This window comes from Peribacillus huizhouensis (assembly GCF_014138605.1).
Classification (GTDB): Bacteria; Bacillota; Bacilli; order Bacillales; family DSM-1321; genus Peribacillus; species Peribacillus huizhouensis.
Window position 1 is genome coordinate 16,818 of sequence record NZ_JACJHX010000004.1, and the last position, 14,683, is coordinate 31,500.

The window sequence follows — 14,683 nt, forward strand, 5'->3', positions numbered from 1 at the left end:
GTGATAAAAACAAAATGAAAAGGCATGAACTCAAGTAATAATACCGAGCTCATGCCTTACAAACTATCTATAAATAAAGTATTTAATCTGACCAATTACAAATCGATAAGACTTGGAGGTAGCTTTCTAAATCCTTTTGTTGTAATAAGTGCATAGACAACCCCAATGGCCATCCATATAAAGCCTACTTTTAACGTCATTGGTGACAAATTAATAAATAGGTAGAAACAGATTAAAAAACCTAGGCCCGGAATTAATAAATAACGGACAAATTTCTTCTCTTTTTTACGGAAATAATAATACACAATGACTGATAAGTTAACAAACATAAAGCCAGTTAAACCGCCAAAGCTCATTAATTCGGCAACAAAATCGATTGATAAGAAAAGTGCTCCAGCAATACTAATGCTGCACATTAATAATATATTGTAGATGGGTGTTTTATATTTAGGATGTAAATGTGTAAAGAATTTTTTCGGCAGGACTTCATCACGTCCCATACTAAACATTAACCGTGAAGCACTTGCCTGACCTGTTAAACCAGCTGTAAAAGTTGATACGATAATCGCTACTGTATAGAGTGTTACAAGCACTGCACCACCTGCTACATTCGCTATATCAAATAATGCCGTATCGGCTGAGCTAAAGTTATTCACATCTGGCCATACTAGCTGAGCAATATACGCTTGCACGATAAATATAACCCCACCGATTAAACAAGAAAGAATGGCTGCTTTCCAAATATCATTTTTGGGATTCACCGATTCTTCCGATAATGTTGTAATCGAGTCAAATCCTAAAAATGAGAAACATGCCATCGCTGCACCTGAAATGATTGCCGTCGTCACAAATGTTTCGTTATTAAAGAACGGAGTGATCGATACTAAAGCAGTTGCACCGCCTTCTCCCATAATCGACTTTACACAAAAAATAACGAAGATGACAACAACAATTCCCATAAATAATACTAGAATTTGGTTCGTTTTTGCCGCCATTTCAATTCCAAGAATATTTATTACCGTAATAATCACAGCAATAATGAATACCCAAACCCAATATGGAATGGATGGAATTAATGCATTAGCATAGGAAGCACCAACCATAAAGACGATTAAAGGCACTAATACATAGTCCATAAACATAGCCCAACCGGCAAAAAATCCCAAATGCGGATTGATCGCACGTTGTGTATACGTATACGTTGACCCGGAAACTGGAAACGCTGCGGCCATCCTGCCATAGCTATATGCCGAAAACATCATCGCAACCATCGCGATTAAATAAGCTAACGGCAACATACCGCCAGTCGACTGTGCTGCATAACCATATATATAAGCAGGAGCTATTGGCGTCATAAAGGCGATGCCATAAATCACCAAGTCCTTCAGTGTTAGGACACGCTTAAAATGAGGAGCAGCACTGTCTTGATTTACATTACTTTGTCCTTGACTCATCTAAAAAGCTTCCTCTCTATTTTTGAACGACAGTAAGTTGTTCAATTTCTTCTGAAATGAATTGAATCGTTTCATCTGTGCTCATGACTTGGCAATAAATTTGATTCATGATCATGATTTCTGCATCATGTAATTGTTGTGTCGCTGCTGCACAAGCATCTTCTACTAAAATCACTTCAAAACCCGCATCTGCTAAGCTACGTACAGTTGAGGCAACACATTGGTCTGTTACAACACCAGTACAGACAACTGTTTCAATGCCCATGTTACGAAGTAAAAACTCATAGTTTGTACCACTTAAAACGCTATCTGTCGTTTTATTTACCACGATTTCATCTTCTAATGGTTTTAATTCATCTACCATTTCTGCACCCGGATCACCGATTGGTAATAAAATATTGTTCCAACCTGGACGACGTTGTACAGGAGAACGATCACGTCCATTCTTATGATGACAAGCAATCCGTCCGAAAGTTACTTCTAATTGATTGGCACGGAAAAAGTCTAATAGTTTTTTATTGTTTGGAATTGCTACGTTATCAATACGGTCATAGAAATATTCCCACTTATCGAACATACCCTTTTCACGTGCAACTTGAGCATCTAGCCCATCACGGCTAATAAATTGATTTTGCATATCAACAACTAAAAGTGCAGTTTTTGCTGGGTCTAATTTCATTCTAGCTTCGCCAGTCGGAATAAATTCGTAATAAAGAGTTTGGTGTTTGTCCATAATCATTTCCTCCATAATAGCTTCATAAGCTATATTCATTTTTTTCAATACAAAATATTTGTGAGCCTCTGATCCTAACTTAAACGATGAAAAAGGTTCAGGTTCTCAAATTGTATTACCTTACGAAAGTGGTGGTGCGGAGCAAATATGTTTGAAGCCCCGCCCTTTTCCACAAAAAAAGAGATTCCCCTATATGCTAAAGGAATCTCTTAAAGGCAATAAAAAAAGACTATATACCTTCCGAGAAAGAACCCGGAAATCGATGTAGCCATTCCAAATTCCTCACCCTTTTATCTCATCTGAGAGATAGCACATCTTAATAAGTTGGGAAACTTATTAAGACAGTCCTGTAATTATTCATTACAGACCCAGCACATAATGGCGAGAACTCATTATATACTTCGGCGATATTTCCTTCTGCTTAGCTTCTTCGTCTTCTCGGACTCCACTAAGCACTAATAAATATCGCGCCTCTACCTCACAATCATAAAAAGCGAGGTGTATTGATTTACTGAAATTATTATATAATTATAAATATTACGATGTCAATTTAAAAATTTACCATTACTAACCTTAGAAATAAGCAAATTATTAAAAACGTTTACAAACAGAATAATATATTAACATAATTCAAATAACTCCAGTTCAAGATTTTCTTTTAAACAAACAAGATCCGCTTCAGAATAGCATAATAACTCATTTGCGATTTATGATTGCAAATGAGTTTTGTATCACTAGCTAACATCTAGCCTGCTTACTTTAATTGTTTTGCTTAAGCATTGATATAAACCACCATCAGATCTCGTTTATTCAACTCACGAAAACGATTAAAAATTGGAATATCTGCAACAGTCTCATATATTAAGATCTACAGCCACAACATCACGTACTTTGCCGGTTAGCTTAGCACGCCGGGGACATAGAAACAGGAATCTGTCCCTTTGGACATCTAAGAAGGAAATATTTGAGGACGCTTTATTACTGAAAAAAATAAACTTACTATTAAAGAATTACACTCTTTAGTTCAACGGTGTGATATTTTCTTTTCTTTAAGTCTTTTACTTAATTCTTTAAAGTTTTGTATTACATCAGGCATTGATAATTTTTTTGCTAACATGCTCCCTTTCTGAATAGAGTCTGAGGCTTCGTCTAATAAATTTGCTTTTAGTTGAGCATCTGCAAGGCAATACCAATAAAACCACGCATCCATTTTTGAAATCTTAGCGTCAAAAAACCTTTTAATTTTAGGATAATATCTAGAATATAATTCTGCATTAAGAATCAACTTTTCACCATTCCATGTTAGTACATCCACAAAATAAGTATCAGCTATATACCGTTGCCAAACTGCTAAAGCTACTTTTTTATTTTCATTCAATAGGTCTAATTTATGATAAGGAACCTTAGCTATCATTTTAAATGAACGATCAGTCCACTTAAAAATTTCAAGTTGGTTTCCTGCTGAAGCACCAATTGTCCAACCGAATAAATATTCATTGATTCCATCACCAGTAATATCTGCGAAACCTGAAAAGTGCAACCCCACTGCTTCTCTTTCTGTCTCCCAAATTTTTATCCAACTTTTCTGCTCCTTTTTTAATAAAATGACCCCGTACTGAGAAGGAGATGGCTGGTCTTTTGCTTTTATTTCATAAGTAATAATGATTTCTTTCTGGCCATCTTGGTTAAAGTCATATTGTTGAATTGGTTGTGTTGACAAAGGGTTTTCAGGACTTACCAGTAATGAGTTTGATGGTATAAACTCTTTAACAATTTGTATGAACTCTTTATTTTGTTCACTGTCAGCGTAAACAAATATCTGAGAAAGATTTAATATCCCGAATATCAGTATGAACAATAGTATTATTTTCTTCATCAACTTGCCCCTTTTAAACCGGCATTTAATGATATAGTTCCCTGATATTCACTTTTTATATTTGAACTATTTAGAAACTTTGTTAGACCCAATTTTCAGCATGGTTTCTAATTAAAGAAATCATGCTATTCATGGATGGAGAAAGCCATTTATCTTTATGATACGCAAGAAATGTAGAAATTGCCGGATGTTCCGGTTCAACTTCTTCTCCTTTTAGTTTATCGCTTTCTATTTCTTCTTTCACCGAAAAGTAAGGCACCAGTGAAATACCTAAACCACTTCGAACACACTGCTTAATCGCTTCTATGCTTTGAAAGTCTAAACTCTCTTTAACATCCATCTGTTTATACCGAATATACTCCTCAAACACTGACTTATAACTGCATGTTCTCTCTGTATAAAGAACTGTTCTCGTATCAACTTCTTTTTCTGGTGGGCTAATCAAAACCATTCTTTCTCCTTTCAGCTTTTCGCAATGAAGCTCAGGTAGAAACCAATCATCTTTTTCTAATACTAATGCCAGGTCGATGTCTCCGTTTTGCAGACTTCTTGTAATATCATAATGATCCAGAGATTTAAGTGCTATGTTAACTTTAGGGTAAGATTTTTTATATTCCAGAAGCATAGAAGGGACCCGACAAATTGTTAGCGATTCTGATATACCAAGAGTAAGATCTCCTGCAGGTTCTTCATCCATGTTTAACGCTTGAGAATACAATTCAATGATTTTAACGGCATATGGAAGAAACCTCTGTCCATAATGGGTTAAAATAACTTTTTTACCTAGCCGATCAAATAATGGTTTACCTACTTCTTCCTCTAATTCTTTAATATGAGTTGTGATAGAAGACTGGGCATACCCTAGATGTTCAGCAGCTTTTTTAAATCCTCCTTTATCAACAATTGTTTTGAGTGTTATAAGATGACGAAGCTCCATAAATAACGATATCCTCCTTTAGTTCATTTTTATCGAACTAATAGATCTGTATTATCTATTTTACTAAACTATAATAAGGATTTACAATTAAGCTAGTATACAGGTTCAAATCTTTCAAATAGGGAAAAATATAATAAATACACAAAAGAGGTGCTTAGATAATGACAGATACCAAATTGATATTTGAGTCTGTTTCACTAGGTTATACAACATTAAATAATCGTGTAGGAGTTGCACCAATGACACGTATCAGTGCAACATCTGAAGGATTAGTCACCGATCAGATGGTATCGTACTACACATCTTTTGCCCGAGGTGGGTTTGGGCTTATCATTACAGAAGGGACTTATATTGATGACAAATATAGCCAAACATATTTTAATCAACCGGGTATTGCCTTTAATGAACAAGCCCAAGCATGGAAGAAAGTTGTAGACTCCGTCCATCAAGCAGGGACGAAAATCTTTATGCAATTACAGCATACAGGTTCTCTTTCTCAAGGGAACCGTTTTGCTCAAGAAACCATTGCACCTTCAGCTATTCAACCAAAAGGAGAGCAATTAACATTTTATTTAGGAGAAGGTCCATACCCAACACCAAGAGAAGCGACAAAAGAAGAAATCTCAGAAGTTGTAATCGGGTTTGTTAATGCGGCAAAACGTGCTCAATCGGTCGGATTTGATGGGGTTGAAATTCATGGAGCAAATGGCTATTTACTAGATGAGTTCCTTACTGATTATACAAATCAGCGTACAGATGAATACGGAGGTTCTACGGAAAACCGAGTTCGTTTATTAGTGGAAGTCTCTAAAGCTGTTCGGGAAGCAGTTGGAAAGGACTTCACCATTGGTATAAGAATTTCACAAGCGAAAGTAAATGATTACACACATAAGTGGGCAGGAAAAGAACAAGATGCTGAAATCATCTTTGGTCAACTAGGAAAAGCCGGTCTTGACTATATCCATGTTACGGAATATGAAGCATGGAAGCCTGCATTTGATACATGCGAAGCATCACTCGCATCTCTTGCGAAAAAATACGGGAAACTGCCTATAATAACTAATGGACAATTGGAAGATCCTGAAAGAGCGAGGAAAATTATTGAAAAAGGGGACGCCGATGTTGATTGCCTTGGGTAAGGGGGCATTGGCTAACCATGATTGGCCTAACAAAGTAATAAACGGGGAGTCATTAGAAGCGTTTAAACCAGAAGATGTGTTAAGTCCAACTGCTAAGATTAAAGATTTTGAAGTGTAAATCTTATAACAGAGATTAGTTTAAGGGGTCAACAGGGACATAGGGACAGGACAGGTACCTATCCCTATGACTCATATTATTAATCTATTATATTATTTACGTTCCATGCGCCTTCCCTACGATAATCTGCTCCCCCATACACTACACCATCATCAACAACTAAACTTTGAACACTTCCAAAGGAGAGTGAGGACTTTTCTTCGACGACTTTAAAGCCCAATTTCCGCAATTTTTTCTTTACTTTAGACGAAAGTTCGCCCTCAACCACAATTACATCTTCATTTACTTCCATAAAGAAGCGCGGGTGATCAATTGCATTTTGTATGGTTTCATCGTATTTTAAATTTTGAACCAATACCTGTGTAATCACCGAAGGAATACGGCTACCGCCTGCACTTCCAATTCCCATCACGGGTTTTCCATCTTTGACTATAATTGTTGGAGCAATGTGGCTAACAGGTCTTTTCCCTTCCTGAATACGATTTGGAGATTTTTCATGCTCACTAAAGTTTTTCAGTTGGTTATTCAAAAAGAATCCATCCATATATTTACCTGATCCAAAAAAGTTACTTAATGTATTCGTTACGGAAACCATCATTCCATTTTTATCGACGATTACAAAATGGGTCGTATCAGAATGTTCTTCTTTTTCGGCCTTTGAATCCAGTTTCGATTTATAGCCTCCTTCGGAAATGCCGGATACTAGTTTTTCACTATACTCTTTTGATATCAATTTTTCCAAGTCCATATCCACGAAATTCGGATCACCTACATGGGCGATTCGATCACGGTAACTCTTACGATTAATAATCCCCAATTTATAAATATACTCGTCTTGGCTCATTTCTTTCTCAAATTCCATCTCGTCTACCATTTGTAATGATTGAGCCAGCATTACACTACCAGAAGGAGGAGCCGTTGAATAAATGTCAAATTTATCAAATTTGAATTTTATAGGTTTTTTCCTTTCTGCCTCATAACTTTTTAAATCACTTAAGTTAATCGTTTTTACATGATCATGAATATGTTCAGCTATTTCCCCCTCATAAAATCCCTTTGCACCTTCTTTTTGAATGATACGAAGCGTATTTGCTAATTCTTTTTGACGAAGCCTCTCACCAGTCTGTATCGCTTTTCCATTCGGGAAAAAATGAGGTACTTCATCCTTGTTAATTCGATAAGACGCACCTTTCAATCTTTCATGCAACGTTTTTGAAACCTGAAAACCTTTCTCTGCCAGCTGTATCGAAGGTTCAATTAATCGTTCCATTTCAACCGTTCCCAATTGCTTATGAACTTTTTCCATTCCTTTGACAAATCCCATGATCCCTGTTCCACTTGAAGGCAGCGTATCTGACGTTGAAAGCGTATAATAGTCATATACAATTGGTTTTTCCCCTTTTCCCTCATGAATAATCATTTCTCCACCGCCACCAAGTCCTGAACCATAAGGTTCGACCACACCTAATGCATACGAAACAGCCACAGCTGCGTCGACTGCATTTCCTCCCTTTTCAAGTACTAACATTCCTATCTTCACCGCTAAGTCATTATCAGCAGATACACCATAACCTTGATTTTCTTCACTGCTTTCTCCTTTTGGTTCTGCCAATTCATCGCTGCTTTGATCAAATTCCACAGATATTGGTTCTTCTTTTTTGATTTCATTTAAACGGGAAAAGTTCATTATCCAAACTGTTAACAAAACAGCTAGGACAATGAACCCCCACCAGAAAATACGTTTCATAAGATCACATCACAAAAATTAAAATTCCAGAAATTAAAATAAGCAAAATAATAGCATGTTGCGTACTTCTTTTTTTATGCCATTTAATCGTTTTTAAAACCCATTGCGAAAAAGTCATTTTTTTAGTTTCTGCTCTCATTGGATAATTAATCTCCTTTTAGAAAAGTATTTTATACGTCAATACAATACAAAATGTCGATGCAGTTAGTAGCAATGTACTACTTAGCGTAGGAAAAACACCTTGCTTTTGAATTGTATTTGCAATTAAACCAGGTACAATAACACCAATTGCTGCTAATCCTACGACTTCGATTGGTACCGCTAGTGAATAAAAATAATCAAAAGTAAGTTTTAATAATATCCCTACTGTTAACATTGCCGTAAATTTGCGTCTTCCATATAAAATGGTAAATCTGGTCACAACTTTTGTCACAATCAAAAAAGTCAATAAACTAATCAATATTGTGACTAAAAGAAATAGTGGACTGGTAAAAACTAGAGCTAGATAACCAGGTACAACCAATCCTGCAGGAATTATGCCTGTTTTTTCTGCATAAAATAAACTTAGAATAACTCCAACAACAAGTGCTATATATACTTCCACTCTTCTTCCTCCTACGTTGTTACATATTCTTTGATTTTATTATCTTGGTAATCTTCTATAGAATTAACTTTGCTCTTTTCTAAGTGTTCAATCAAAGGTTCGGCTGCTCCATGGATATTCCCAACCCCATAGATCACACGATCACTTAAATACTCATTTAATATCGTTGCGATATTATCAGTAGTATATCCTTCGAGATCATATACTCTCTCTGCTTGAATATTTCCTAATTCATATTCATCATAGATTGGACTAGTTGTCTCACCAATTAAGACAAGGGCGTCCATCTTAATATAAGGTAATACATCTTTCGCAAATTGTTCCGTTCTGTCTACTCTATCTGCTCTGCAATTCATAATCACAACTGGGTTAGTCGTTGGATAATTCAACTCTTCAACCCTTTCCCAAATATTCAAGGTAGATGTTGCATCGTTCGCTGCAAATCCGTTTACCAAATACGAAGGCTTAAGTTTATCCCCGATCGGTAAAATAGTCATTGAACCTGGATCTGGATTTGCTTTCAACATCCCTCGAAAAGCCGTCTGCTCATCAATCTCCAAAGCGTCGGCTACCGCTAAAGCCAAGGCTGCATTCTCTGGAAACACCATATATTCAAATTGCAATAGGTAATCTTCTGGGATTCTAGAAACATCACATACGATAACCTTCGTATTTCTCTTCTCTGCTATCTCTCTGTAATAACTCACATACGGACTTTCATTGACAATCAAGTGGCCATTATACGGGATTGTTGCTGTAAAAGCTTCAGCTACTTCATCTAACGTTGGTCCCATCACATCCATATGGTCTTCTAATATATTTACAATTACTCCGATATTAGCCTGTAGCAGTTGTTCCTGAAATATAATTTGATAATCCGGATTAACAGCCATACATTCACTTACCAGTACTTCAGCACCTAATTTTGAAGCATGTTCGACAATCATTTTTTGCTCTCGAATGTTTGGACCTTCTAGTCTTCTTTTAATTGGCGTTTCTTCTTTCGTATTCCAATACATCATTCGAGCCGATGTCCCAGTAGTTTTCCCGACAGTCTTATAGCCTGCTTCCACTAAAACAGCAGTAATCAAACGTGTCACCGTAGATTTACCACGAATACCATTAACATTTATTCGAATTGGAAGTGAATCTAAGTGCTTTTTATGCCTTTTTTTTTCAAAAATTCCGATTATTAAAAGTAACACACTCAGCCCAATGATTAAACTCATTCTGATTTAAATCCTCCTAGACCCGAAAAATAATATAATAACTTCCAAAAACTTAAACTTCGCTATTCTTCCTAAATCACCTCATTAACCTCAACTTTGTAATCTTGGCTAACTCATCATCTTCAATGACAATGTGTACAATAATTTAAGTGAATCACCTACCTCACATAATTTATACATACGTACAGACACATTTAAAACATACTTTTATACAATTGTATAATTATGTAAATCACAACTATATTTAGTATTTTTTAATCCTTTTCAGAATTAACCACTGGATAAATAGTAATCGTTTCGATTTACATTACATCTTTTTAATATTCTTAAGCCATGATTATTATTTAAGATTTAGCAAATGGTAATGTACTACGGATATGCTACCTCATTCTAAATTAACCTGTGTTCTTAAAGGTTAATTTCGTCTTATTCAAAAAATCTATTTTCATCGCTGAGTATGTATCTAAAATTTCTTCCCCACAAGCGTTTTGGTAATCCAAGCCTGTTAAATATGTGATGCATAGAAATTCCACTAGCTATTATTGGGTATTCTCTGACATTAACTCCAAATTTTTTTATATGTAATCACAGTCAACTTGGCAAATTTTTTTCTCTTCCTTCTGATCGATAGATCTATCATACGTAAATTCTACATATAAAAGTAAACAATATTCAACATATTTTGGCAACATTACATAATTCAGGTAATAAATACTATATTTGTAATATAAGAGCGCGTACTTAAGATTTAGCACACGTTAATGTACTGTCGACACTGGTTTCTAACCCTAATCTTAGTTCGTTTGATCATTATTTTGTATCTAAAGATGTATCACAAGCACTACAAGAAATGATCTATAGGTCTATTAACCTCACTATTAGGCAATTATCTAGCTAGCTTATTTCATTTCTGTCTGACACGATGTGGCCAACACTTTTAACAAACCATCTACAATTCTAAACATACATATAAACTTGTTTCAACAATTTTTATAAATTGAGGAGATATTAACTATAGGTATAGATTACTTTAATACCATTAAATCCCAATAGCATACTTTAAGCACTTTAAGTTACTCATAACTTGCCATAGATTTGTAAATTCCAGCGCATAGACGTTTCGATTGTTGAGTCATTTCTAGAAATCCCCGAATATGGTATTTAAGATGGATAGACTTTTTAACGGGAGACTCAAAACCTTCTTTCTAGAAGGTTCTTTAAGCCCACTGCTCTCAAACTGTATACTGAGTAATAGTAATTTTGTATTATTAACTTTTTCCAGAATACCAAAATATCCTAGGGCAGACGCTACTTTAAATTAAACATATGGCCTTATTTTCCAAGCCTTTGAACCTAATTTTATATGTAAGTAATAACGACTAAAGCAGATAAACCGGCCATTCTTTATGTTTTCGATCATAAAATTTTTGAACTTATCAATGGAAATAAATCAATTATACAGTTGGAAAAGCTATTGGCAGGTACCTTAAAAATCACTAGTTGGAAGGTAAGATAGTTCGTTGAGAACCAAAGTATATATTAATAAGAAGAAACACATCTAAAATAGAACAATCGCCATGGTAATCACCTTTATTTTCCATTTATAACAACATATATGTAGTACTATTTACTACTTGTAAAAAAAGAGCCTTATCAATGGCTCTTCACTTTGTGCGTAAGGTATGAGTACTATCTTAAGAATAAGATCCTGAAAGATTATGGCTATAGTAATAAGTAACATAAATCTTCAGTCCAAAGAATATGAAGCTATAAAACCCGTTTTGCACTATGGTAAATCGGCCTCCAATACGAACTCACTTTATAATTTACAATTCGAACTCCTTGGCTTGATACTACTGCAATTTGCCCATTGCCGATATAGATGGAAGGGATAATGCTGTTGGATTCAAAGAACACAAGGTCTCCTGGCTCTAAATTCTCTTCTTTCACTTCTGTTCCTATTTTAAGCATGTCTTTTCCATAACGAGGTAACTCTATACCAACTTGTTTATAGACATATTGGACAAATCCACCTGTATCAAATCCTTCTAGTGATGTTCCTCCTGATTGATAAGGAACAGCTAGTAGGTCTATTGCTATGTTAACAACTGGGACATCCTTAGGAATTTTAAGATTTTTTACTCGTCTAATACCTGCAAATTTTTCCGTATAAAAATTTTTGGACAGATAATTGGTTCTCACTTCTGCTGTATCTGTTCTTGAAGCGTGTATCATTTGATTGTTTCCAGCATAGATTCCTACATGTGAAATACCTGGACGATGAGTATCTTTAAAGAATACGAGATCTCCTACTTGAATCTTCTCTTTTTCAACTGGTGTACCTAGTTCCCATTGCTGTTCAGGGGCTTCAGGCAAATAAATCCCCACCGCTTTTTCATACACATACTTTGTAAATCCAGAACAATCGAATCCTTTTGGTGTTTTCCCGCCTTCAAGATAAGGAGCTCCCATATACTTTAACGCCTCAGAGATTAAGGGGGCGTTACGGTCAATATCGGGAATTTCTGTTATTCGCTTCGCTCCATAAAAACGATCATTCCAATAAGAAGAATGCGCAAAATCACTCGTTGTAATCCCTTTTGAAGGTGAACTATAAATCATTAGCCCATTTCCTAGATAAAAAGCCGTTGTTGTGATATCACCTGTATACTTATTTTTGAAGAAAAGGACGTCCCCCGACTGAAGATTTTCTTTGGATACGTTTTGACCTAAGCTCCACTGTTCACTAGCATTTTCAGGAAGTTTAAGGTTCAAAGATTTTCCAAAAACATAGTGAACGAAGCCTGCTGAACTAAAACCTCTATCTGGCGTCTTACCATTGCTTGAGTAATGAACTCCAACGTATTTCATAGCTTCTACTAACAAAGGATGATTGATTTGATAAAGATTAGTAGGATTGATTCGTTTGGCACTAATATACCTATCACCGTAGTAAGATCCCTCTGCAAGTTTAGTGATGATAACACCTTTTGAAACAGAACTAATAATGACTTCATCATTTCCATTGAATATTCCCACACTTGTGATATTATTCGTATCTGTTCCTTTAAAAAAGATGAGGTCACCAAGTTGAAGATCATGCTTCTCTACAACTTCTCCGAGCTTGAATTGATCTTTTGGGTACGGAGGTAAATCTATCTCCTTCGCTTCTTTAAAGACATATCGAGTAAATCCACCTGTGCTAAATCCCTGATCTGGAGCTTGACCATCTGTTAGGTATGGAACACCGAGGTATTTTTGGGCAGTTTCTGAAATACTTAATTCTGCATTTGCAAAGGCTGGTTGAAAAAAGAAAACCGATAGTAAAAAGATTCCTACAATTAAACATGTTTTCGGCCATTTGGACATTACCTTCACTCCTTCTTTTATATGACACCTCCATTATTTCGACAATTATTATTGGATACAAAAGGAATTATACCCAAATTCAACATTTTTTTAGCTAGCAATGCTTGATGCAATACTTTCCTCATCCTACTTAAGAACATATAACTTTCTTACTTTAAAATACGAATTTTTCAAAAAAAGCACCTCAAATGAGATGCATGTTTAAGTCGAAGGAAGAGCCCGATCCTATGATTACATATACTCTTGTTAATTTATTTATTTAAACTAGTTAACCCATGGCTTTCTGTAAAGCTTTTACATATTTTATAAATTCGTCTGTTATGTTTACACGATTAGCACGACTAGTATCACCATTCTTAAAAAACGCTCCTCTTTGTAGTGCACTAATCTCTAATTGAACACCTTGACCTCTAGATATGCGATTAGTGATACTGTTAGGGTTAATGCCTGATAATACACCACTTGCTATCCCCGCCGAAAATCCTTCCATTTTAAGCTCCCTTATCACATTGTCTCTAAGGTGATCATCTAATCCACCTACTTGGGTGTGTTTAACCGAAAGATCAGCATATCCGTGTAACACCATAGCATTTGACGCTTCACCCACCATTTTTAATACTAAGGGTTCGTCGAAATGGATCGAAGTGATGTGTAGCACACTGTTTTTACTAGGCTTCATCCCTTCAAACTCATACCAGTTATACAATCCACTCGCTACTGCCTTCACCAATTCTGATGTTCCTGGTTCAATACCGCCGCCATGCGGAGTAAAAATGATGGTTTTCGATCCAATCACCCTATGGAAATGAATATCATAGTCTACTCCTTTTACCTCAGCAGCAGCTAACTCGTTATAATTTGCGTAAGTATCAGCCATATATTATCCTCCTACTCACCATTAATTAATACTAACAACTATAAAACAATGGTCCAACAGTTTTTCGGATTACTTAGCATTGATGAAACTTACTTTATTATTGATTTGTTCAATTAATGAATCAGATAAAATTGCTCATCTTTGTTGTGAGTAGAATGTCCAGTTCACATCTAATGTTTACCTCATTTCTCCTTAAACAAATCATAGTAAAATAGCCTTCTCAGTCGAGAGAAGACCATGTTTATCATATGCCGGTGGCACTAGCGGCCCCTTCAATCTATAAGTCTTACATTCTCCATTCTGACCATGGCTGACATTATCGAATGTCAAAGTACCAGCACTTACTAAAAGAAAACTATATTACACAAAGCATGCCTCGTAAGGGGAATTTTTTGGATCATGCAGTCATGGATTAAAATCTGAATTACTGTATCTCCAAGAATTTGAAAGTATAGAGCATTTTAAGAGGGAACTAGAGAAATATATTCACTATGACAATCACAAACGTATACAAGTAAAACTTAAAGGATTGCTCCCGTACAATACAGAGAACAATCCTCTATAGCTACATAAAATATTTGTCTAACCTTTTGGGTTCAT

At 35.6% G+C, this 14,683-nt stretch carries 10 protein-coding genes, 2 pseudogenes and 1 riboswitch; of the genes and pseudogenes, 2 read left to right on the forward strand and 10 right to left on the reverse strand.

The genetic code is table 11. The annotated features are described in order from the left end of the window. Positions 1-95: 95 nt before the first annotated feature. The 4 genes from HNP81_RS07860 to HNP81_RS07875 all read right to left on the reverse strand — a co-directional run bounded on the left by HNP81_RS07860 (position 96) and on the right by HNP81_RS07875 (position 5,000). Positions 96-1,454 carry an APC family permease gene (locus HNP81_RS07860; RefSeq protein ID WP_182502221.1) on the reverse strand — a complete coding sequence of 453 codons (1,359 nt, stop codon included), beginning with the start codon at positions 1,452-1,454 and terminating at the stop codon, positions 96-98. A 16-nt stretch (positions 1,455-1,470) separates the two neighbouring features. Further along, the gene (locus HNP81_RS07865) at positions 1,471-2,187 is read right to left on the reverse strand and encodes a cysteine hydrolase family protein (RefSeq protein WP_084552167.1); all 717 of its coding nucleotides are present in this window, start codon (positions 2,185-2,187) and stop codon (positions 1,471-1,473) included. Positions 2,188-2,486: 299 nt separating this feature from the next. After that, a riboswitch (Lysine riboswitch) is annotated at positions 2,487-2,671 on the reverse strand. Between the two features lie 540 nt (positions 2,672-3,211). Further along, the gene (locus HNP81_RS07870) at positions 3,212-4,063 is read right to left on the reverse strand and encodes a hypothetical protein (protein ID WP_182502222.1); all 852 of its coding nucleotides are present in this window, start codon (positions 4,061-4,063) and stop codon (positions 3,212-3,214) included. 82 nt (positions 4,064-4,145) lie between these two features. Further along, complete coding sequence (locus tag HNP81_RS07875) at positions 4,146-5,000, reverse strand: LysR family transcriptional regulator (RefSeq protein WP_028390067.1); 855 nt, start codon at positions 4,998-5,000, stop codon at positions 4,146-4,148. 161 nt (positions 5,001-5,161) lie between these two features. Here HNP81_RS07875 and HNP81_RS07880 point away from each other — a divergent pair. Beyond that, positions 5,162-6,257, forward strand: a pseudogene (locus HNP81_RS07880) (NADH:flavin oxidoreductase). 79 nt (positions 6,258-6,336) lie between these two features. Here the strand turns inward: HNP81_RS07880 and ggt are convergent. The 6 genes from ggt to HNP81_RS07905 form a co-directional block, all read right to left on the reverse strand. After that, positions 6,337-8,004 (reverse strand): gamma-glutamyltransferase, encoded by a 1,668-nt coding sequence (gene ggt, locus HNP81_RS07885; protein WP_182502223.1) that lies wholly within the window; start codon positions 8,002-8,004, stop codon positions 6,337-6,339. A gap of 4 nt (positions 8,005-8,008) precedes the next feature. Then, complete coding sequence (locus HNP81_RS24240; RefSeq protein ID WP_281384493.1) at positions 8,009-8,143, reverse strand: hypothetical protein; 135 nt, start codon at positions 8,141-8,143, stop codon at positions 8,009-8,011. 18 nt (positions 8,144-8,161) lie between these two features. Continuing rightward, positions 8,162-8,608 (reverse strand): poly-gamma-glutamate biosynthesis protein PgsC, encoded by a 447-nt coding sequence (pgsC, locus tag HNP81_RS07890; protein WP_182502224.1) that lies wholly within the window; start codon positions 8,606-8,608, stop codon positions 8,162-8,164. 11 nt (positions 8,609-8,619) lie between these two features. Next, entirely contained in the window at positions 8,620-9,837 is a 1,218-nt protein-coding gene (pgsB, locus tag HNP81_RS07895; RefSeq protein ID WP_182502225.1) for a poly-gamma-glutamate synthase PgsB, read from the reverse strand. 1,767 nt (positions 9,838-11,604) lie between these two features. Further along, positions 11,605-13,206 carry a C40 family peptidase gene (locus HNP81_RS07900; protein WP_182502226.1) on the reverse strand — a complete coding sequence of 534 codons (1,602 nt, stop codon included), beginning with the start codon at positions 13,204-13,206 and terminating at the stop codon, positions 11,605-11,607. Positions 13,207-13,474: 268 nt separating this feature from the next. Continuing rightward, positions 13,475-14,083, reverse strand: coding sequence for a poly-gamma-glutamate hydrolase family protein (locus HNP81_RS07905; protein ID WP_182502227.1), 609 nt, complete (start codon positions 14,081-14,083; stop codon positions 13,475-13,477). Positions 14,084-14,373: 290 nt separating this feature from the next. On the opposite strand from HNP81_RS07905, the pseudogene HNP81_RS23780 reads away from it, so the two are divergent. Continuing rightward, positions 14,374-14,656 (forward strand): annotated as a pseudogene (locus HNP81_RS23780) (IS3 family transposase); the annotation flags it as partial. Between the last annotated feature and the right edge of the window lie 27 nt (positions 14,657-14,683).